Source organism: Empedobacter sp. UBA6305 (assembly GCF_002440405.1).
GTDB classification, from domain to species: domain Bacteria; phylum Bacteroidota; class Bacteroidia; order Flavobacteriales; family Weeksellaceae; genus Empedobacter; species Empedobacter falsenii_B.
This window is the reverse complement of the sequence record NZ_DJTP01000041.1, coordinates 49,661-70,337: the sequence shown is the minus strand read 5'-3', so window position 1 is coordinate 70,337 and position 20,677 is coordinate 49,661. Positions and strand designations below refer to the sequence as shown.

At 32.3% G+C, this 20,677-nt stretch carries 19 protein-coding genes, 2 tRNA genes and 1 pseudogene; 4 read left to right on the top strand and 18 right to left on the bottom strand.

Translation table 11 applies throughout. From position 1 onward, the window contains the following. Positions 1 to 57 precede the first annotated feature (57 nt). The 7 genes and pseudogenes from B3M86_RS09930 to B3M86_RS09900 form a co-directional block, all read right to left on the bottom strand. Positions 58 to 1,164 (bottom strand): TlpA disulfide reductase family protein, encoded by a 1,107-nt coding sequence (locus tag B3M86_RS09930; protein WP_180905119.1) that lies wholly within the window; start codon positions 1,162 to 1,164, stop codon positions 58 to 60. A 149-nt stretch (positions 1,165 to 1,313) separates the two neighbouring features. Beyond that, a complete protein-coding gene (locus tag B3M86_RS09925; RefSeq protein WP_291075832.1) occupies positions 1,314 to 1,997 on the bottom strand; it encodes a DUF6261 family protein in 684 nt (227 codons plus the stop codon). Between the two features lie 465 nt (positions 1,998 to 2,462). Then, a pseudogene (locus B3M86_RS09920) lies at positions 2,463 to 2,876 on the bottom strand (phosphoribosylanthranilate isomerase); the annotation flags it as partial. A 21-nt stretch (positions 2,877 to 2,897) separates the two neighbouring features. After that, the gene (locus B3M86_RS09915) at positions 2,898 to 3,113 is read right to left on the bottom strand and encodes a hypothetical protein (RefSeq protein ID WP_291075834.1); all 216 of its coding nucleotides are present in this window, start codon (positions 3,111 to 3,113) and stop codon (positions 2,898 to 2,900) included. A gap of 89 nt (positions 3,114 to 3,202) precedes the next feature. Beyond that, entirely contained in the window at positions 3,203 to 4,294 is a 1,092-nt protein-coding gene (gene prfA / locus B3M86_RS09910) for a peptide chain release factor 1 (protein ID WP_115001678.1), read from the bottom strand. 106 nt (positions 4,295 to 4,400) lie between these two features. Then, positions 4,401 to 6,587: a glutamine synthetase III gene (locus B3M86_RS09905; protein ID WP_291047146.1), complete on the bottom strand. Its 2,187-nt coding sequence runs from the start codon at positions 6,585 to 6,587 to the stop codon at positions 4,401 to 4,403. A 262-nt stretch (positions 6,588 to 6,849) separates the two neighbouring features. Further along, the gene (locus B3M86_RS09900; RefSeq protein WP_038332961.1) at positions 6,850 to 7,263 is read right to left on the bottom strand and encodes a DUF4293 domain-containing protein; all 414 of its coding nucleotides are present in this window, start codon (positions 7,261 to 7,263) and stop codon (positions 6,850 to 6,852) included. A gap of 175 nt (positions 7,264 to 7,438) precedes the next feature. On the opposite strand from B3M86_RS09900, the gene rho reads away from it, so the two are divergent. Then, on the top strand, positions 7,439 to 9,076 hold the full coding sequence (gene rho, locus B3M86_RS09895; protein ID WP_115001683.1) for a transcription termination factor Rho: 1,638 nt from the start codon (positions 7,439 to 7,441) through the stop codon (positions 9,074 to 9,076). Positions 9,077 to 9,199: 123 nt separating this feature from the next. Here rho and B3M86_RS09890 read toward each other — a convergent pair. The 4 genes from B3M86_RS09890 to B3M86_RS09875 form a co-directional block, all read right to left on the bottom strand. Next, positions 9,200 to 9,283, bottom strand: a tRNA-Leu gene (locus tag B3M86_RS09890). A gap of 24 nt (positions 9,284 to 9,307) precedes the next feature. Beyond that, positions 9,308 to 9,380, bottom strand: a tRNA-Gly gene (locus tag B3M86_RS09885). Between the two features lie 169 nt (positions 9,381 to 9,549). Continuing rightward, positions 9,550 to 10,029 (bottom strand): DNA-deoxyinosine glycosylase, encoded by a 480-nt coding sequence (locus tag B3M86_RS09880; protein ID WP_291066542.1) that lies wholly within the window; start codon positions 10,027 to 10,029, stop codon positions 9,550 to 9,552. 74 nt (positions 10,030 to 10,103) lie between these two features. After that, positions 10,104 to 12,020, bottom strand: coding sequence for an ABC-F family ATP-binding cassette domain-containing protein (locus B3M86_RS09875; RefSeq protein WP_180905128.1), 1,917 nt, complete (start codon positions 12,018 to 12,020; stop codon positions 10,104 to 10,106). A 107-nt stretch (positions 12,021 to 12,127) separates the two neighbouring features. On the opposite strand from B3M86_RS09875, the gene B3M86_RS09870 reads away from it, so the two are divergent. Beyond that, complete coding sequence (locus B3M86_RS09870; protein WP_115002126.1) at positions 12,128 to 12,448, top strand: hypothetical protein; 321 nt, start codon at positions 12,128 to 12,130, stop codon at positions 12,446 to 12,448. An 18-nt stretch (positions 12,449 to 12,466) separates the two neighbouring features. Then, positions 12,467 to 12,688: a hypothetical protein gene (locus B3M86_RS09865; protein ID WP_115001689.1), complete on the top strand. Its 222-nt coding sequence runs from the start codon at positions 12,467 to 12,469 to the stop codon at positions 12,686 to 12,688. 6 nt (positions 12,689 to 12,694) lie between these two features. On the opposite strand, the gene B3M86_RS09860 is transcribed toward B3M86_RS09865, so the two are convergent. Further along, positions 12,695 to 13,156 carry a hypothetical protein gene (locus tag B3M86_RS09860; protein WP_125349616.1) on the bottom strand — a complete coding sequence of 154 codons (462 nt, stop codon included), beginning with the start codon at positions 13,154 to 13,156 and terminating at the stop codon, positions 12,695 to 12,697. An 11-nt stretch (positions 13,157 to 13,167) separates the two neighbouring features. Next, positions 13,168 to 14,226, bottom strand: a complete 1,059-nt coding sequence (locus tag B3M86_RS09855) for an NAD(P)/FAD-dependent oxidoreductase (protein WP_291075836.1) — start codon at positions 14,224 to 14,226, stop codon at positions 13,168 to 13,170. A 73-nt stretch (positions 14,227 to 14,299) separates the two neighbouring features. Between B3M86_RS09855 and B3M86_RS09850 the strand changes: the two genes are divergently transcribed. Next, on the top strand, positions 14,300 to 15,352 hold the full coding sequence (locus B3M86_RS09850) for an endonuclease/exonuclease/phosphatase family protein (protein WP_291075838.1): 1,053 nt from the start codon (positions 14,300 to 14,302) through the stop codon (positions 15,350 to 15,352). A gap of 93 nt (positions 15,353 to 15,445) precedes the next feature. On the opposite strand, the gene B3M86_RS09845 is transcribed toward B3M86_RS09850, so the two are convergent. The 5 genes from B3M86_RS09845 to gldK form a co-directional block, all read right to left on the bottom strand. After that, positions 15,446 to 15,829, bottom strand: coding sequence for a hypothetical protein (locus B3M86_RS09845; RefSeq protein ID WP_286494776.1), 384 nt, complete (start codon positions 15,827 to 15,829; stop codon positions 15,446 to 15,448). A gap of 76 nt (positions 15,830 to 15,905) precedes the next feature. Further along, positions 15,906 to 16,808 carry a gliding motility protein GldN gene (gene gldN / locus B3M86_RS09840; RefSeq protein ID WP_038332933.1) on the bottom strand — a complete coding sequence of 301 codons (903 nt, stop codon included), beginning with the start codon at positions 16,806 to 16,808 and terminating at the stop codon, positions 15,906 to 15,908. A 23-nt stretch (positions 16,809 to 16,831) separates the two neighbouring features. Then, the gene (locus B3M86_RS09835; RefSeq protein WP_219034384.1) at positions 16,832 to 18,400 is read right to left on the bottom strand and encodes a GldM family protein; all 1,569 of its coding nucleotides are present in this window, start codon (positions 18,398 to 18,400) and stop codon (positions 16,832 to 16,834) included. Between the two features lie 51 nt (positions 18,401 to 18,451). Then, entirely contained in the window at positions 18,452 to 19,123 is a 672-nt protein-coding gene (gene gldL / locus B3M86_RS09830) for a gliding motility protein GldL (protein WP_125349619.1), read from the bottom strand. Positions 19,124 to 19,159: 36 nt separating this feature from the next. After that, a complete protein-coding gene (gldK, locus tag B3M86_RS09825) occupies positions 19,160 to 20,599 on the bottom strand; it encodes a gliding motility lipoprotein GldK (protein ID WP_185144160.1) in 1,440 nt (479 codons plus the stop codon). Between the last annotated feature and the right edge of the window lie 78 nt (positions 20,600 to 20,677).

Here is a 20,677-nt window from a genome sequence, read left to right as displayed (position 1 = left end):
AATTTTCAGTTTTTTATAAATGTAAAATCTATCTCAATTTATTGGGATGGATTTTTTTTATTTGATTGATTCTGTAATTTTCTTTTCATCTAATCCAAAATCTGCTAGAATAAGTTTTCCTTCTGGATTAAAAAGATAAAAAGTTGGTGTACCGATAATCTTGTATTTTGTATAAGTACCTCCTGTTCTACCTTCTTTATCCCAAAGCGAAATCCAATCTTCTGCATGTTTTAAAAGAAAGTTTTTATAACCAATTTCTTCTTTATCTACATAGAAACTTACAATTTCTAACTTATCAAGATTATTAGTCTTTATTTGATCTAAAACAGGAATAGATTCTAAAGAGAATCCACAATAAAAAGTTGTAAAATCTAATAACACATATTTTCCTTTGAAATAATCTGAAAAATTAACTTTTTTATTTGATTGATTATACGCCATAAAATCTATATAACTGTCGCCAATATTTAACTTTTCTGTATTAATATCTGTCATGATAGATTTGTAATAGGCTGATTTTTTATATTTAGATTCTAACTTATTCATCAAATCAATTAAAACTTCTTTTGACAATTCTGTCTTGTATGAATTAACTAATGAAAGTGTATAGTATGAATTTATATTATCTTGATAAAATTGAAGACTATTCTTTGCAAATTCATTATCTAATGCAGTTATTTTACCATAAGGTTCTACTTTACCCCAGTATGCTTTTTGTAAACTATCATTCCATTTATTTTGTTCACGAAGCGACATCATATCAGTTAAAAATTCTCGTCGTTTTATCGTATAATCTTTATCAAACTGAGCATATTTATACCTCATCTCGTCATACTCAGATCCAGAAGTTTTTACATCATAAGGAAAATCTTTTTTTGTGGCATTTAGTGTAATTTTTTCATTACCAATAAAAAGAAGTGCAGAATGATAATCTTTTCCATTTTTGACTGTAATATAAACCGAAGATGGAACCTCTTTTAATTTTCCTTCTAATTTATAACCCCCTTTAACTAATACGACACTATCAATAGGAGCATTATTAATACTTATTTTGACCAATGCATTTTCATCAAATCCATCAAGTTTTCCAGAAATAGTAAATTGTTTTTGAGCAAATAAGTTTGTAAAAACAAATAAGATAATTAGTGTTAATAGTTTAGTCATTATTATGTAGTTAATTATTTATAAATCTAATTAAATATTTCGAAAAATCATCTCAAAAAAACCTCCACCCAAGCAATTTGGGTGGAGGTTTTATTATTCAATAATTAACGTTTAGTATTTTTACAATTTCGGCTCGTTTGTTTACTTGTTCAACTTGCAGGCAACACACTATTTCTTGCTGCTTTCACAATCTCATTCAAATCGTGGTACAAATTAGACCAATCCGGTACATCTTTCATTGCTGTAATTAGATTGAGGTAAGATCGCAGTACTTGTTCCAATTCTTTTCGAGAAGATGACGCACTCGATATTTGACGAAGATCTGCATTAGCCTCTGCTTGTTGCGCAAATAATATCTCAAAATCGGTATGTTTTGTTTTCAAATCATCAAAAGCTGATACAAGCGATAAGTTAATAATACGCAATGTATTATCTGGCTTTTCTAATTCTTCGATAAGCTTCTTCAATTGAGCTGTTTCGGCAGAATAACTCAATCTGTCTAAATCCAGTCCAAACATTTGGAAAACTTTGTACAAAGCTTCCGCATCTTGATAGTTCGCGACAGAAGTCAATTTACGATAACCATTCAAGAAAGCCTTCATGTTACTAAATGCAACATCTCTCTCTTTATCCGCTATCGCCACCTCTTTTCCTTTTCCGCTGTAGGTCAACTTTGTGTATACCGTGTCGTAGTTTTGATAACTCGCAATAAGCGACAGCAACAAAGGGTGGTTCTCTACAATGGTGTAATTTCCGGCTTGAGAAGAGTTGATAGTTCGCTGCGCTAATGTCGCTAGATTTTTTGTCGATAATGAAGTTAATGTAATTTTCATAATAATTTATTTTAGGTTATAATTCATTTAATATTAGAATCTTATAAACTTAATCAATATATTATTATCAAACAATAGTTTTAATAACTAAATAAGTAAAACAGATCTGTTTGTAATCAACTGAGGGCTCGGGTAAGGTAAAACAGACCTGTTTGTAATAAACCGAGGACTCAGGTAAGGTAAAACAGACCTATTTCTAATAAACCGAGAACTCAGGAAAGGTAAAACAGACCTGTTTATAATCAACCAAGGACTCGGGTAAGGTAAAACACCCTTGTTTATAATCAACCAAGGACTCAGGTAAGGATAAACATACCTGTTTATAATAAACCAAGGACTCAGGTAAGGTTCAACTAATAACTAAGCTTTCGTCTTGTCTGTATGACAAAACTATATTACACAGTCATAGAACACAAACTAAAAAACCTTGTCAAGATTCAAAACTTTGACAAGGATTTTATTTTTCTAACCATTAACCGCTCTAAAAAAAGCGTCTAATTTCTTTTCGTCTAATTTTCCGTCAGTTCTTACACCGCTACAAATATCTACGCCAAAAGGCTGAACAATATCAATCGCTTCACGAATATTATCAGGATGAAGACCGCCAGCCAAAAATAGAGGAATGTTAATTTCTTCTCTAATTTTTTTGCTAATCGCCCAATTGTGCGTGCGCCCTGTCCCTCCCAGTTCTTTTACTTGTAAGTTAGGATTTCCGCTATCTAATAAAATAGCGTCTACAAACTGAGATTTCTCTATCGCTTCAGTTACCGAATTTTCATCAATTACATGAATCACTTGTACCAATTTTACCCAAGGTAATTCGTTTCTCAAAATTTGATATTCTTCGTTTTTCAGCTCATCAACTAACTGAATTGTATTCGTATAAACTTTTTTATAATGTTAAATAATTGCTTCGGCAGTTGTTTCACTTGTTAATAAAAAAGACGAAACAGCTGGTGGAACAATTTGAGCAATATCGTTGATTAAATCATCACCAATTACTCCAGGGCCGCTTGGCATATTACCCACCAAACCCAATCCATTCGCTCCACATTTTATCGTTTGTTGCGCTTCTTCTTTGCTACTAATACAACAAATTTTAACTCTTGTTTTCATCCTTCGTTTTATTCTTAATACTATAAATATATAAAAAAACACCTCAATTTCTTGAAGTGTTTTGTATGATCTAAGATTTAGAATTGATGTTAGAAATCTTCTTCCGAACCTTTTAATTTTTCTGCATTTTCTGCCATTTTCAATGCATCAATCATTTCTTGGATATCTCCATTCATAAAGTTATCTAAATTATAAATTGATTTGTTGATACGGTGATCTGTTACACGTCCTTGCGGATAGTTGTATGTACGAATTTTAGCCGAACGGTCACCAGTCGAAACTAACGATTTACGTTGAGCAGAACGTTCTGAATGTTTTTTCTCGAACTCGATTTCATACAATTTTGTACGTAATAATTGCAACGCTTTTTCACGGTTCTTGTGTTGAGAACGAGCTTCTTGACAAACAATTACAATTCCAGAAGGTTTGTGCGTTAATTGAACTTTCGTTTCAACTTTATTTACATTTTGTCCTCCCGCACCAGATGAACGAGCTGTTTGATACTCCAAATCTGCTGGATTAATCACTACATCAACCTCCTCTGCTTCTGGTAAAACCGCAACCGTAATCGCCGATGTATGCACACGTCCTTGCGATTCTGTTTCAGGAACACGTTGTACACGGTGAACACCTGATTCGTATTTCATTGTTCCGTACACTGCATTTCCTTCTACTTGCATTACCAACTCTTTATATCCTTTTCCAGATGCTTCAGAAGTATTTAATACTTCGTGTTTCCATCCTTTTTCTTTGAAATACATCGAATACATACGGTAAATATCTTCTACGAAAATCGCTGCCTCATCTCCTCCTGTTCCAGAACGTAACTCGACAATGATGTTTTTCTCATCTTCTGGATCTTTTGGAATCAACATCATTTTGATTTCTTCCTCTAAAGGTGGAATCGCATTGATTGCTTCGTCTTTTTCTATTTTAGCTAACTCAACCATTTCAGCATCAGAACCATCTTGAATAATTTCGTCTGCTTCCTCAATTACATTGATTAAGTTTTCGTATTGTTTTTGCATTTCAACAAAGTCTTTCAAATCAGAATATTCTTTGTTTAATTTCGCATAACGAGTTTGATCTGTTACGATATCTGGTTGGATGATTAAATCTGCCACCTCATCGAAACGTTGTTTGATTGCTCTTAATTTATCTAATAGACCTAAATCTGCCATATACTTTTATTGGATTGCAAAGATACAATAACTCAAGGGATTCAGAAAATTTGAATAAAAAAAACCGATGATTTCTCATCGGTTTTGTAATTTATTGTTAAAAATATTATCTCGTAAATAATAATTCTCTGTATTTTGTTAAAACCCAGAATTCGTTATCGACCATTAATTCTAACTTATCAGCATGGTAACGAATTTCATCATAATATGGTTTTACTTTGTTACAATAAGCATGTGCTCTTTCTTCTAAAGATTCAACCACATTTGCTTCTTTACGTGCATCCATCATTAAGTGCAATTTTGCGTTTAATTCGTTTACATGCATCGAAATTTTCTTCAAAATAATTAATTGCTCGCCTGCATATTCTTCATAATCATCTCCAAAAATATCTTTGAATCCTTTAATGTTTTTGATCAATATGTTTTGATATTTGAAAGCTGTCGGAATAATATGATTTCTCACAATATCACCTAAAACACGACCTTCAATCTGAATTTTCTTGATGTAATCTTCTAATTCGATTTCGTAACGCGCTTCAACTTCTGTGTTGTTCATTACATTAAGTTCCGAGAATAAATCCAATGATTTTTGAGAAACTTTTGCTTTTAAAGCAGATGGAGTTGTTTTGTGATTTGACAATCCTCTACGAGCCGCTTCTTCTTCCCATTCTTTGCTGTATCCGTCACCTTCGAATAATATATTCTTTGTTTCTTTAATATATTCACGTAAAACATTGAAAATTGCTTCATCTTTTTTCAAACCTGTTTCAATCAACGCATCAACTTCTTTTTTGAAATCGATCAATTGTTTTGCTACAATTGCATTCAACGTTGTCATTGCATTTGCACAGTTTGCAGTCGATCCTACAGCACGGAACTCGAATTTATTTCCTGTAAAAGCAAATGGAGAAGTTCTGTTTCTATCTGTATTGTCTAATAAAACATCTGGAATTTTTCCAACAACGTTTAATTTTAAATCAGTTTTTTCTTCAGGAGATAATTTCCCTGTCGAAACACCTTCTAATTCTTCCAATACTTTTGTCAATTGTTGACCAATAAAGATCGAAATAATTGCTGGTGGCGCTTCATTCGCTCCTAAACGGTGGTCATTAGAAGCAGAAGCGATAGAAGCACGTAACAATTCCTCATAAATTGAAACTGCTTTGATGGTATTAATAAAGAACGTTAAAAACTGTAAATTGCTGTTTGGTGTTTTTCCTGGCGCTAATAAATTAACTCCAGTATCTGTTGCTAACGACCAGTTATTGTGTTTTCCAGATCCGTTAACTCCTTTGAATGGTTTTTCGTGGAATAATACTTTAAAATGATGACGCTCACCAACTTTTTGCATCACATCCATTAACAATGAGTTGTGGTCAACTGCTAAATTCGTTTCCTCGAAAATTGGCGCTAACTCAAATTGATTAGGTGCTACTTCGTTGTGACGAGTTTTTACAGGAATTCCCAACAACATACATTCGTTTTCTAAATCGCGCATATAATTTAAAACACGCGTAGGAATCGAACCAAAATAATGATCTTCTAATTGTTGACCTTTTGCAGAAACATGTCCTAACAACGTTCTACCAGTTTGTAAAATATCTGGACGAGAAGCCGCTAAAGCATCATCAATTAAAAAATATTCTTGTTCCCAACCTAAAGTCGGAGTTACTTTCTTCACATTTTTATCGAAGAACTTCGCTACTTCTGTAGCTGCTTCATCAATTGATAAAAGCGCTCTTAACAAAGGTGTTTTATTATCTAGAGCTTCTCCTGTGTACGAAACAAATACTGTCGGAATGCATAAAGTTGTTCCAAAAATAAATGCTGGTGAGGTTGGATCCCAAGCTGTATATCCACGTGCTTCGAATGTATTACGAATTCCTCCATTTGGAAAAGAAGATGCATCTGGCTCTTGTTGAACTAATAATGATCCACTAAATTTTTCTACAGGATCTGCTCCATCAAATGAAGTTTCGAAAAAAGCATCATGTTTTTCTGCTGTTGTTCCTGTTAATGGCTGAAACCAGTGTGTATAATGTGTTACACCTTTGCTCATCGCCCATTCTTTCATTCCTAAAGCAACAAAATCTGCCATTTTACGGTCGATTTTAGTACCATAATCCATTGCAGAACGAACGGCTTTATAAGCTTCTGAAGTTAAATGTTGACGCATTGCTTTGTCATTGAAAACATTGCTTCCAAAAATTTCTGATTTTTTCCCTAATTCAGGAACAGCTACCGGTTTGCGATTGCTTGCGGCTTTTAGTGCTTCAAAACGAAATGATGTCATAAGAAAATTACTTTGTGTTGTTTTATGATGCAAAAATAAATAAAAATTAAACATAAAATAAAAACACCCCTATTTTTTTAGGGGTTAAATTATAATTTCATTACAAATAAATTCAATACCCCTTTATTTTAGTTTAGATTTTCAAAACATCAGTGTAAAATTAATTTTTATTTAACATTCGAATAAACTTATTTAAACGAAAAAAGCAGTTTCAATTGCTTGAAACTGCTTTTAGACACTCATAATATAAAAAGTTTTTGGTCTATCTGAAACGGTCTACTGATTTTACAAGATCATCATCCTTCTTAATCAAACGATTGGCAATTGACAGAAGCACAATCGAAGCTAAAGGAACTAATGCCCAAATACCTTTCTCAGAATTTCCTTCTCCAGGTAATGTTAATAGACAATATACAAAAGAACCAATTAATAAAACATTCAAAATAATGTTTAACCATCCTAAGCTAATCTGTAACTTACGTTTTTTGAAAAACATAATGGTTAAAAATGAAATTAAAGCTGATGAGAAAAAGGCTAACGAAAAAATGTAATCTCCTTTCTCCGGATTTTGTAACCAATTTAATGGAATATCAAACAGCTTATCAAAATTCATGGCGAATATACTCGAAATTATTCCACTTAAGAATAAATATATACTTTGCTTTCTTTGAATCATTTCTTAAATTTCGAATACAAATGTAAAAAAACTTTTTGAGTTTTTATAATTATTCGTACTATTGCATTAATAAATCTCAAATTTATACGCTTTATAACAATTCTATTGTTATGATTCCCAATTACTTTATTGAATAAAAAAAATATAAACACATTAATACCTTCATTATAGGATTATGTTTGATATAGAAGAATTAAAATCATTCAAATTACCAGATTTACAACAAGTTGCAGAGCAACTGAAAATCGATGGGTATAAGAAATTAAAAAAAGGCGAATTGTTAGACGCAGTTTTAGGTTTTATCAACAGCCAACCAAAGGTTGAAGAAAAAGCTGAAACAAAACCTGCTAAAAAAGATAAAGCTGAAAATCTACCTACAGAAGATAAGAAACCGAAACGCAAACGAGTTCAAAATTCGGAAGGAGAAGTTCAACAAAAAGAGGCTGTTGCAGAAGAAGTAAAAACTGAAAAAGTTGAAAATACTTCTACCGAAACAGAAAAAAAGGAAGAAAATAATCCTCGCGTTAATAAATTTCAGGAACGAGCGAACAAAAGCCAAGATCTGAAAAAGAATAATCAAAATAATCAGAAGAAAAATAATCAATCTGATAATCGTAATCAAAACGATCAATCTCAACAAAATAATCACCACAATAATCAAAATCAAAAAAATAAATATCGCGCTGCGAATTATGAATTTGACGGAATTATTGAAACTGAAGGTGTTTTAGAGATTTTACCAGATAATAATTATGGTTTTTTACGTTCTTCTGATTTTAATTATTTGTCTTCGCCTGATGATGTGTATGTTTCTCAATCTCAAATTAGATTATTTGGATTAAAAACGGGAGATACAATTACAGGAGAGGTTCGTCCTCCAAAAGAAGGTGAAAAATATTTTCCTTTAATCAAAATTAAAGAAATCAACGGTCGTACGCCAGATTATGTACGTGATCGTATCGCTTTTGAGCATTTAACTCCACTTTTCCCTAACGAGAAATTCAATTTAAGTAATTCTAAATCTTTATCAAATCGCGTAATTGACTTATTTACACCAATAGGTAAAGGTCAACGTGGGATGATTGTGGCGCCACCAAAAACGGGTAAAACAACGTTATTGAAAGATATTGCGAATGGAATTGCGCAAAATCATCCAGAAGTTTATTTGATTGTTTTATTAATCGATGAGCGTCCGGAAGAGGTAACAGATATGAAACGTTCGGTAAACGGAGAGGTTATTGCATCTACGTTTGATGAGGAAGCAAATCGCCATGTAAAAGTTGCAAATATCGTTTTAGAGAAGGCAAAACGTATGGTAGAATGTGGACACGATGTTGTGATTCTTTTAGATTCTATTACGCGTTTGGCTCGTGCTTACAATACAGTTTCGCCAGCTTCTGGTAAAGTGTTATCGGGTGGTGTTGATGCAAATGCATTACACAAACCAAAACGTTTCTTTGGAGCTGCTCGTAACATCGAAAATGGAGGTTCTTTAACAATTATTGCAACTGCATTGATTGATACAGGTTCTAAAATGGATGAAGTTATTTTCGAAGAATTTAAAGGAACAGGTAATATGGAGTTACAATTGGATCGTAAGATTTCGAACAAACGTATTTTCCCTGCAATTGACTTAGTAAGTTCTTCTACGCGTAAAGACGATTTGTTATTAGACGACAAAACACAACAATTAATGTGGGTTCTTCGCAACCATTTATCGGATATGAATCCTGTAGAAGCGATGGAATTCTTACACGATCGTATCAAACATACACGCTCTAACGAAGAGTTTTTAATCTCAATGAATAAGTAATTTATTACAACTTATAATTTTAAAAACCATCTAAAGTTGTTTAGGTGGTTTTTTTTAAATCTATTTTATGAAAAAAATATATAACAAAAAAAGCTCAAGAAAATAAATTCTTGAGCTTTGTTGTACCTCAGGCGGGACTTGAACCCGCACGTCCTAATGGACACAGGATTTTAAGTCCTGCGTGTCTACCAATTCCACCACCAAGGCATCCACTTCTAAGAAAGAAGTTAGAGCGGGAAACGGGACTCGAACCCGCAACATTCAGCTTGGAAGGCTGACGCTCTACCAATTGAGCTATTCCCGCGATTGTGAGTGCAAATATAGAACAGCTTTTTTAATTACAAAACTTTTAGGAAACATTTTTTTCATAATTATTTTACATTAAAAGCTAAGTTTCTCATCATAATATTTTTAAGTACTAAAATAATTTTACTTTTTTTTGATTAAATTATTTTGAACATTAAAAATTCATCTTAAATAATTGCATTTTTCCAGATTTCAAGCAATCGTTCGTAAGAAAATTGAGCATTTGCTGGACTTGTACTTGGCAAAGAAATATACTCTATGGATGTTTTTTTATCAAAATATTTCCAAAATAATTGCTCTGCTTTCTTTCCATTGAAAATTATTTTCTCGATTGTAGGATATTCATTCAACAATTCATCAATCTGATTTGGCGAAACATTTTTCATATCCACATCCATGCTTCCTTTTCGTTCTGCAGAATGTGCAACATCCCAAAGCGCTAACTTATTTTGTAAAATAAGTTGTTTTCTTATTTCATAATCTTCTGAAAATTCTGTCTCAAAAATCTCAAACATCATTTTCCAAAATCGATTACGTGGATGCCCATAATATTGATTGATTTCTAACGATAAATCACCAGGTAAAGAGCCAAGAATTAATGTTTTTGGTTGTTCTGATATAATTGCAGCAAAAGATTGTTTATGCATTTTGTGTTATTCTAAAAATATAATGTACAAAAAAAGTGCTACAGTTTGTAGCACTTTTTTTTCTATTTCTATCATTAGATAATTTGTTCAGAAACCTCCTCCCACTCTAACATTTTTTTGTCTAAATCATTTTTCAGATTCGAGTATTTATCTAATTCTTGTTGCGTTTGCGAACCTGCATGCAACTTATTTTCTAAATCGGCAATCTTCGTCTCTAAATCAGAAATCTCCGTTTCTATTCTTGACAATCTATTTTTAAGACGTTTTTGCTCTTTCTCTTCCTCAAAAGATAAAACTCTTTTCGCTTGTTCTATTTTAACCTCAATCGGTTTCTCTTCTTTTCGTGCAGCCAAACTATTTCCTTTCTCCACTTCACGGAAACTTCCCGCTTTTATTTGCGCCAAATAATCATCAATTCCAGAAAGATATTCTTTCACTTGACCATTACGGAAATCGAACACTTTATCTACTAAACCTTCTAAAAATTCACGGTCATGAGATACTAAAATCAAAGTTCCAGAATATTTTTGTAAAGCTTTTTTCAACAATTCTTTTGATACAATATCCAAGTGGTTCGTTGGCTCATCCATGATTAATACATTGAATGGACGTAACAATAATTTACACAACGCCAAACGATTTCGCTCACCTCCCGAAAGAACCGAAACTTTTTTCTCAACAGCATCACCACCAAACATAAATGCACCTAAATAATCGCGAACATGTTTACGTGTTTCTTCTGTTGCAGAATTTTCTGCTTCTTCTAAAACCGTTAATTTATCATTCAAAACATGTGCTTGATTTTGGGCAAAATATCCGATTTCTACATTATGTCCATGTTTTATTTTACCTGAATGCTCTTGTTCGTTGATAATCGCACGTGATAAAGTCGTTTTTCCTTGACCATTTTGACCAACAAAAGCTACTTTTTCTCCTCGATTAACATAAAAAGAAACATGATCAAAAACTTGATGATCACCAAAAGCAACACCTACATCATCTAACTCGAAAATAATTTTACCTGGCTGAACAGCATCCACAAAACGGATATTCATTTTCGTTACATCATCATTTTCAATTTCGATGCGTTCTATTTTATCTAATTTTTTGATTAATGATTGCGCCATCGAAGCTTTATTAGCTTTTGCACGGAATTTTGAAATTAAATCTTCCGTGTGCTTAATCATTTGCTCTTGATTCTTCTGTGCTTGCTCTAATTTTTCGCGACGATCTTCACGCAATTCTAAATAACGCGTATAATTCGCTTTAAAATCAGAAATGTGGCGATTTGCAATTTCGATTGTACGATTAGTTACGTTATCCAAAAATTGACGGTCGTGCGAAACCAACACAACAGCTCCAGGATAATCTTTCAAGAAATCTTCTAACCAAACAATCGAATCGATATCCAAATGGTTGGTAGGCTCATCTAAAAGCATTACATCATGTTTTTGCAACAATAGTTTTGCCAATTCAATTCGCATTCTCCAACCTCCAGAAAATTCTTCTGTTGGGCGATGAAAATCTGAATTTTTGAATCCTAAACCAATTAAAATTTGCTCGATTTCAGCATCTTTTGTGTAACCACCTAAAAGTCCGAAACGTTCCGTTAAATGCGAAATATCTTCAATTAATTTTCCGTATTCATCAGATTCGTAATCTGTTCTTTCAGCTAATTCTTTGTTTACAAAATCAATACGTTCCTGAATTTCAACCAATTGCTCAAAAGCAGAATCCGCTTCTTGCCAAACAGTTCTTCCTTGTACAAAATCAATATCTTGCGATAAATATCCGATTGTAACGTCGCCTTCGTAAACAACTTCACCTTCTGAAGATTGCTGACTTTTGGCTAAAATTTTAAGCAAAGTAGATTTTCCTGCTCCATTTTTCCCTACCAAACCAACACGGTTTCCTTTGTTGATGCGGAACGAAACGTTTTCGAATAAATATCTACCCGCAAAATAAACTCCTAAATTTTGTACTAATAACATTTTGCAAAAATACAATGTTTTTTGTTAGATGAAAACTTATCTCAAAACTATAAGTAGTATATTGTGAAAGTGTTTTAAAAATAACAATCACCTTTCAATTAATGATTATGAGTAAAATTATTATTGTTCCTATTAATAAAGAAGCTGAATTAAAATTAGATTATGATACAGCTTCTCCAAACGAATTAATCGAAATTAGGTTAAATGAATCAGAATTTAATATTTTATGGAAGAAAGGTGTTTTTGATTTAATTAATCAAACTTGTAATTCAATAATTGACGATTATGAAGACGAAAAAATTAATAATTTAGTTTTAATTGAAAACACTTATAATCAATTGAAGAAAACATATCCTGAATGCGAAAATATTATTAATATATTTCATAAAGCATTAGAACTTAAAACAAGTATTCATTTCTATTTTTAACAATATTTAAAATCACTTATGAAGATAATATTTGATGGCTGGAATGAAGGATTTCAAAAAGTCACTTTAACACATCTACAAATTGACTTACTAAAAATATCATTAAAAGTTGCTAAAAGTAATGTTGACAAATTATTAGATGGACATTCAATAACAATTGATGTTAACGATGAACAATTAGCTTTAACTTTTATAAAAGAAGCTAAAAATATTAATGCTAATTGTAGAATTTTGCATTGATTTTTTTTAAGGTTTTAAACGATAACTCAAAAAATACAATACAAAACTGATTAAAATCGAAAAAGTTGCTGGAACAAAATAAGCCAATGCGAGATTTTTGGTTGCAATAAAATTAATTGGAAGATTGATTAATCTGAATTGAAAAACTAAAAAACACAACACTACTATAATTACAGACATTTTCCAATCGTAATTGCGTTTATGGTTGATAACTGAACATAAAATATATGCCAAAACAATACCTACAAAACTCAAAATTGTTTTCATTGTAGCTAAATGTTTCAGTTTTTCGCTGATTCCGAATTCGTCACTTTTTCTAACCAAAAAGGCAAAATTATCTTTTCCCATTGAATGAATTAATTCAATCAAATCTAATTCAACCAAAACGTAAAATTGTTGAATTCCTAAAAATAACAAAACGCTTGCTACAAGTTGAATTGCAAATATTTTTATGTCAAAATTTTTCATTCAAAATAGGTTTAAAATCGATCATAGAAACGTGCAATATTCGCTTCTTTATCAATAGGTTGATTATTTTCTAAAAAATCGTACAAATCATCCACCATCACAGGGGCCAACATTGTTCCGCGCGTTCCCATTCCATTCAAACAAATCAATTGTTGATGCGTAGGATGCACTCCAATAATCGGACGACGATCGACAACCGTTGGACGAATTGACGCATGTTGTTCCACAACTTCAAAATCATCTTTAAAAAAATTCTGAACACCTTCAACCAAATATTGTTTTGCATCCTCAGTATTTTTATAATTCACATAATCGCGATCGTAAGTTGCGCCTACAAAATATTGATTATTTTCTAAAGGCATCAAAAATTCTTTTCCTTTCACAACTGCTTCGGGTAAATTGGCATCAATTTCAATTTTCAACACTTCGCCTTTTACACCAATTACAGGTAAATTTTTGAAATATGGATTGCTCAAAATATTATAACCTTCAGCAAAAATTATTTTAGTTGCCTCGATATTTTTATAGCTCGTTTGATTATCATTTAATTTTAACTCATTGAAATCAAAAGTCTCATCAAGAAACAAATCATTTTCAACTAAATAATCTTTAAAATCAGCCAGAAGATTTGTCAAATCGACACGACCTGTGTGCAAAACTTCGCCAGAACCAATCGGAGAATTGATTGAAGAAAAATCATTCAGTTGTTCTGTATCTGTTGCTAAATAATCAATCAAATCTGGATGAGTTGTCGCTTTTTTCAACCACGTTTTTTTCTCTTGTTCGTCATTAAAAATTCTAAAAACTGGAAAATTGTAGATATATTTTTTGTTTAATAATTGTTCGAAATCACCAAAAACTTCGCGCAATCTTTCAATTTGTTTTGTCGCATTCCAAACAATTGAAAAACGTTTTAGCACAACAGGATTAAAAATTCCAGCAGCAATTGCCGATGCTTTGTGAAAATGATTATCAATTACCACAAAAGATTTATTTTCTTTCAACAATTTCATCGCCATACAACTCCCTGCAACACCTTGACCAACGATGATATATTCTACTTTTTTCAATTTCTAAAATTTGCTTACAAAGGTAAATAATGTTTCGGTTTTACTTATCTTTATTCTTAAAATCAACCATTTTATGCAAATATTCTATACCATAATTTCTTGCCTCATTATCCTTTCAGTCATTATTCCTTTCATCAAACATACACATTGGACGGTTAGAGTTTTTGATTATCCACGATTTCAGAAATTTGTTTTGGTAATTGCTACTTGTATTTTATTCATTGTTGTGCCTAAAACTTCAATTACAATAAGTTTATTTATTTGTTTAATTTTTACTGCGATTTATTTGCTTTGGGTCATTATTCCTTATTCTCCTTTTGGTAAAGAAATGATTGAACAAGTAACATTAAAACCAAATGAAAAACCGCTTGATTTACTTGTTTATAATGTTTTGCAAGACAATACGAAATATCAAAATTTGGTTGAATTAATTAAGAAAAGAAATCCTGATATCGTTTTTTTATTAGAAACGAACAACGAATGGATGGAACAAATAAAAGAAGCTACAAACGATTTTGAGTACAAAATAGAAGTTCCGTTAGAAAATACTTATGGATTATTGTTTTACTCTAAATTACCTATAAAATACCAAAAAATTAATTATTTAATCAGCACAGAAATCCCTTCAATTATTGCTGATATCGAATATAATAATCAAATTGTGCGTTTGTATGGTTTACATCCAACTCCGCCAGTTCCGCAAGAAAATGAAGAAAGTGCTGAACGCGATGCTGAGATTTTGATTATAGGAAAACAAGCGAAAGAATATAGAAAAGCGTGCATTGTTTTTGGAGATTTGAATGATGTTGCGTGGAGCAGAACAACACGTTTATTTTTGAAAACTTCGCAACTTTTAGATCCTCGTCGTGGTCGTGGAATGTTCAATACTTTTCATGCGCATCATTGGTTCTTACGTTGGCCTTTGGATCATTATTTTTTGAGTTCTCAATTTCGATTAATTGATATGATACGAGAACCAAATATTGGCTCAGATCATTTTCCTATCAGTATTCAAGTTGTTTTACGTAGTGATGATGATTCGGGAGAAATGAAATTGGACCATGAAGAAAAGGCAGAAGTTGAAGAAAAAATAGAGGAAGGAATTGAAAAAGGAGATGCGAATTAGATTTTAGATTTTAGATTTTAGATTTTAGATTTTAGAAAGTTAAATTCTTATAAATACATAAACAATAAAATCCAGTCGATGACTGGATTTTTTCTATTTTAATTCTATCATAACCATTCCAAATAATTCGCCTCTTCTTCCGTAAAGAGCTTCGATTGTTTTATCTTTTTTATACTCAAAAGATTTTAATTGACCTACAGAAATATCATTCAAATCTTTCAATTTCATCGATTCAAATTTACCTGAGTTTCTTTTTACTTGTACACTAAGCTCATCAGTGTTTATCAATAGTTTCTCTCCTTCAAAAGTATTTAATGAATTAATGTAAATACTCTCTACAAACTCTTTTAAAGTTTTTCTATCTGAGCTTTTGTCTAATTTTGTTGTTGTTTTTTTAATAGAGTTCGTTAAAACTTCTTGTTGTCCAAAACTATTAATTGATATTATTAGTAATGATAATAATAAAATATTTTTCATGGCTTTTATTTAATTTGAACTAAAGTTATAACAAAAAATCTAGTCAAATGACTGGATTTTTTGTTTTGTATTCTGATTAGTAATTCCACATATCAGCTTCTGACTGAATGATAGAATTTCTAATTTTGTGATGTTCTTCTAATTGACCTTTCGCATCATTTGGAATGTAATCATCAATCATTTTCGTTCCATACATTGTTTGAGCTTTGTAAATAATAGAACTAAATCTACGTGCATTTAACATCTCATCATATGTAATTGCCGAATTTGAATTACTTGGATTGAATACCGTTGCATTCACCAAAACATTACGAGCATCTGGATACCAAATCCAGAATAAATCTACGAAAGCTCCGTCAGCAAACTCAGTTCCTAACGATTGCGCATCAGGTCCCATAATTGCTAAACCTAACAAACGATATTTTAATTCTCCTAAACGACGGTCGATGTACCATAGACCTTTCGTTTTTACCATTTTGATATCGTCAGATTTAATTTTATAATTAAAAATAGCAGCTTCGTCAGGAGTTTCTCCAGCAGCTTTCATATCGTAGTAATACTGTTGTGTATCTTTCTTCTCATTACGAGCCATAATTTGCTCATAACTCATTTTAGTTTGAAAGTACTCATCGTCGTAAACTTCTCTAATCTTTTTGCTACGAACTCCGTCAACCAATACATCATATAATGATTTTGAATTTTGCACTAACTCATCACCAGATCTATAATAAGGTTGATTTAGACGCTCATTCAAATCAATTACTTCCCATACAACTTTCGACCATAAAACATCTTTATCTTCGATAAAACCATATTTCATAGGATCTTGAGCCGTACTTACTGTATCTCCAGCTTCATCAACTCTTGTTTTATTTTCGCGGTCTTTTCTTAACTGTTCTGGCGAAACAGCGTTAAGAACATTTTGCGCCATTGTAAGAGTTGAGAAAAAACTCATTAAACCAAACAAAAGATACTTCATATTTTAAATTTTTACTTTTTAAATTATTGTACTTGAATTGCGATAGATGATGCTTCTCCAGTTGCTCCTGAATTTGTACGATATTTAATATCGAAAACACCAATAATATCACCTTTTTTCGCTTTCGAAATAACTCCAGCTGCTCCTGACATTTTATTTCCAGAAACACGAGCCGTTGCCTGACCAGGAACTTTAACATTGAAAGATGTTACTTCACCTGAAATTGGGAATAAGAAATCTGGCCAATCTACACGAATTGTTTGCGCTGCAATTCCATTATCTGGAATAGCTGGACTTGTATTTCCTAAAATAACACCACGTGCTGGTGGAACTGGTTTGATACGGAATGTTTCACGAACTGATAATGTTTTACCAGAACTTGCTCTTGCAGATGCCGTAAACACCACTTCGTTTCCTCCTCCAGGCGTATAATTCCATTTGTTAGCTCCCGCTCCAGAAGGACTTCCAGAAGAAGCACTTAAACTAACAGGTCCGTTTGCACCGTTAATTGTTGCTGAAATTGGATTAGATACTCCACGATAAACTACACGTAAATTATCTGCAACAATAGAACCTCCTGTTGGATCTTTTTCAATAATCTCAGCAGCTTTTTTATCTAATGTTTGTGCAACAACTTGATAAGTTGAAGGTGCTATGGCTACCGTTTTCGTTTTTCCATTCGATACGTATGTAATGTTACCTGTTAATTGATGCATACCAACTGCAGATGTATTCAGCTTAATAGATGCTTTACCATCAACAACAGTAGCAGAACCAACACTTGTAGAAACAGAACCTTTGATTGAATTATCGTAAGCTCCTAAAACTACATTAAGAACAGCTTCATCTCCGACTTTAACAACACCTGGAGATAAGAATAAACCTTGGAAAGCATCCAATTCGATTTTTTCTTCTAATTTACCAGATAATAATGCTCTCACTAAATTACCTTCTTCTGTACGAGCATCCATTTGCATTTTCGATAAATTCGTTAAAGAAGCAACCATTGGTTGATCATAGAATTTTTCTTGCATCCAACTTTGTTTCTTCGATTTTGGAGTTGTTCCAAAAAATTCGTTGATACGAGCTTCCGCATTTTTAGCATCAGGACTTTGTTTTGCAAAAGTCATTAAGAAATTTCTGAAACCATCAATTTTGTTTGTAAACTCTTGTGCTTTCTCATTTCCTTTGTCACCTCCTTTTCCTTTAAAGAATAAAGATACAACAGGCTCTGTATTAGACAATGCATTGTAATCTGTATCTTCTGATCCAGAAATAAAATCAGCACCAGCTAATTCTTTTTTCAATCCATCGATATAAGCAACAAAATCATTTGTTTGCTTTTTAACTTCTGCAGCCTCAGCTTGAGTTTTTGCATAAGTTGGATCATCCTTCGCTTTTAGATCAATTTGACCATAGAAGGTATCGTTATTTGTTTTCGTTAAAGTCGTTGTTGACTCTAAAGAAGTATTTATCGTTTCGAAAGATCTCAACACCTCACGATCCACGTTCAAAGCCATCATTGCAATGAACACGAGATACATCAGGTTAATCATCTTCTGACGTCCGGTTAGTCTACCACCTCCTGCCATAATAATTTATAGAATTAATGAATAATTAGTTTAATTTATCGGAGCAATGTATTAGTTGTTTTTCATTGCAGAAAGCATACCTCCGTATACTTTGTTTAATGCATTAATGTTAGCAGAAAGCTCTTGCATTTCTTTCAAGAATTGCTCTGAACTACCTGAAGATTTTTGCATTTCTTCGATAAATTGTTTATTTAATTCTACTTGTTTTTGGCTATTTACAATTTGCTCAGCATATACAGCATTTAATTGGCTGATGTTAGTTGATGCTTTTGCAATTTCGTTGCTATATTGTTCTGTTGAAGCGACAGCTGATGTTGTTGTGTTTAATTCGTTAACAGCTGAACCAAATTTATCTAAAGAACCACGTAATCTTTCGAAAACTTCTTTATCTAATTTTGCATCTGCTAATACTTTGTCTAACTCAGCAGTTAAATTATTTCCTGCAGTTGCAACAGCAGCAGTTTTTCTTTGTACTGGTTCTCCATTTAATAATTCTGGATAAGCTTTTTCCCATTCATAGCTTCCTTGAGGTTTATCGAAAAATGCTGAATAAAAGAAGACGAATGCTTCAGCTACTAATCCGATTGTTAAGATTAAATTGGCTGATATTGGTCCTAAATTCGTGTGCGTAATTTTACATAATGCCCCGATAATTACTACTGCGGCAAAGAAATTATACAAAAAATTTGTAAGACGTTCTTGTTTTGAAGCTTGTACTGCCATAAGAGTGCTTTTTATTAAATTGTTTTATTAATTAGGTTATTTGGTTTTTCTAAAATTTACTTTTGATCCTTCTGGGAAAGATTGAACTGTACGGAATCCGATGAAACTTCTTGCAGAATCTTTGTGTTCCCAATCTCTTGCTGAAGTCATTAATAAATATCCAACATCTTTCCAAGATCCTCCTCTTACACTTCTATTTACTTCTCCAGACATTGTAATTGACGGATTAAGTGATGAAGACATTGTATAAGATGATCTGTTATACGGAGAACTTGTCCATTCAGCTACGTTACCAGCCATGTCATAAAGACCATATCCATTCGCACGGAATGTTTTTATAGGAGCCGTATACATGTAACCAGTTTTCTTGCCATCGTTGATTTCTAAATAATCTCCACGTTTTGGTTTGAAGTTCGCTAGATAACAACCTCTATCATCTGTTAAATAAGGACCTCCCCAAGGATAAGGTGCATTTTCTAAACCACCTTTCGCTGCGTATTCCCACTCAATTTCTGTTGGTAAACGGTAACTAATAACTTTTACTTGACTTCCTCTTTTCTTTTTATTATTCAATGCTGTGTTATGATATCTTGTGCGGAAATCACAAAAAGCTGTTGCTTGATTCCAGTTAACACCTACAACAGGATAATTTGCATAAGCTTTATGCCAAAAATAGTCTTGGTGCATTGGATCATTGTACGAATAGTTGAAATCTCTTACCCAAACTGTTGTATCAGGATAAATGTTTAAACTAAATTCTTTACGAAAATCTACACGGAAAGTACCACGTTTTTTTGCTGCAGCAGTTTGATCAACTGTCACATAAGAATAGTTTAATTTACGCGTATCAATACGTCTTTCTCCATTCATACGCTCTTCTGGAGGATAATATAATCCTTCCATAACCTCAGCATAATCTACATCTGGATATTTGTATTTATCCCACTCCAAACGCTGTTTCCAATTTAATTTCTTACCATCTAAAGATTGACCATCACGACCTGTATTACTGTTTTTAATATATTCATCATATGGCGTCCCTTGTCCATCTTGTGAACCAGAAATATATGCATAATCACCAATACCTCCTGCTCCATTATTTGGATTCATAGGGTCAAAACCTAAAGTTTCTGCCTTGTTTGCCAAAGCAGTACGAGCGATAGAATCTTTTACATAATTTACAAAATACTGATACTCAGAGTTTGTAATCTCTGTATCATCCATAAAGAAACCTGTAACAGTAACCGTTTTTACTGGAGCATCATTTGTTTTTGTAAAATCGTAATCGGTTTGTCCTAAAACAAACGATCCACTCGGAATCGGAACCATTCCTTTTGGACGAACTGGCGTCCAAGCCGAAGATGTTTTCGAAACTATTTGTCCATCATTTCTATCACTACTCCCTCTGTTCTTCAACATTTTACATGATGATAAAGAAAGAGATAGCAACAATGCACTTACCAAAATTCTATTCATTCTGTTATAGATTTATTTTTATACAGGTTTTATACTTTTAGTTCTCAATTAATAAGGCTACAAATTAAGGCAATTTAT

What these genes read in the sequence shown, in the direction of transcription:
- gldN (WP_038332933.1), bottom strand. Translation starts at nt 16,808, where the DNA reads ATGAAGTATCTTTTGTTTGGTTTAATGAGTTTTTTCTCAACTCTTACA.
- B3M86_RS09905 (WP_291047146.1), bottom strand. Translation starts at nt 6,587, where the DNA reads ATGACATCATTTCGTTTTGAAGCACTAAAAGCCGCAAGCAATCGCAAA.
- B3M86_RS09845 (WP_286494776.1), bottom strand. Translation starts at nt 15,829, where the DNA reads ATGAAAAATATTTTATTATTATCATTACTAATAATATCAATTAATAGT.
- prfA (WP_115001678.1), bottom strand. Translation starts at nt 4,294, where the DNA reads ATGGCAGATTTAGGTCTATTAGATAAATTAAGAGCAATCAAACAACGT.
- B3M86_RS09870 (WP_115002126.1), top strand. Translation starts at nt 12,128, where the DNA reads ATGAGTAAAATTATTATTGTTCCTATTAATAAAGAAGCTGAATTAAAA.
- B3M86_RS09900 (WP_038332961.1), bottom strand. Translation starts at nt 7,263, where the DNA reads ATGATTCAAAGAAAGCAAAGTATATATTTATTCTTAAGTGGAATAATT.
- B3M86_RS09925 (WP_291075832.1), bottom strand. Translation starts at nt 1,997, where the DNA reads ATGAAAATTACATTAACTTCATTATCGACAAAAAATCTAGCGACATTA.
- B3M86_RS09880 (WP_291066542.1), bottom strand. Translation starts at nt 10,029, where the DNA reads ATGCATAAACAATCTTTTGCTGCAATTATATCAGAACAACCAAAAACA.
- B3M86_RS09930 (WP_180905119.1), bottom strand. Translation starts at nt 1,164, where the DNA reads ATGACTAAACTATTAACACTAATTATCTTATTTGTTTTTACAAACTTA.
- B3M86_RS09865 (WP_115001689.1), top strand. Translation starts at nt 12,467, where the DNA reads ATGAAGATAATATTTGATGGCTGGAATGAAGGATTTCAAAAAGTCACT.
- gldL (WP_125349619.1), bottom strand. Translation starts at nt 19,123, where the DNA reads ATGGCAGTACAAGCTTCAAAACAAGAACGTCTTACAAATTTTTTGTAT.
- rho (WP_115001683.1), top strand. Translation starts at nt 7,439, where the DNA reads ATGTTTGATATAGAAGAATTAAAATCATTCAAATTACCAGATTTACAA.
- B3M86_RS09860 (WP_125349616.1), bottom strand. Translation starts at nt 13,156, where the DNA reads ATGAAAAATTTTGACATAAAAATATTTGCAATTCAACTTGTAGCAAGC.
- B3M86_RS09875 (WP_180905128.1), bottom strand. Translation starts at nt 12,020, where the DNA reads ATGTTATTAGTACAAAATTTAGGAGTTTATTTTGCGGGTAGATATTTA.
- B3M86_RS09850 (WP_291075838.1), top strand. Translation starts at nt 14,300, where the DNA reads ATGCAAATATTCTATACCATAATTTCTTGCCTCATTATCCTTTCAGTC.
- gldK (WP_185144160.1), bottom strand. Translation starts at nt 20,599, where the DNA reads ATGAATAGAATTTTGGTAAGTGCATTGTTGCTATCTCTTTCTTTATCA.
- B3M86_RS09915 (WP_291075834.1), bottom strand. Translation starts at nt 3,113, where the DNA reads ATGAAAACAAGAGTTAAAATTTGTTGTATTAGTAGCAAAGAAGAAGCG.
- B3M86_RS09835 (WP_219034384.1), bottom strand. Translation starts at nt 18,400, where the DNA reads ATGGCAGGAGGTGGTAGACTAACCGGACGTCAGAAGATGATTAACCTG.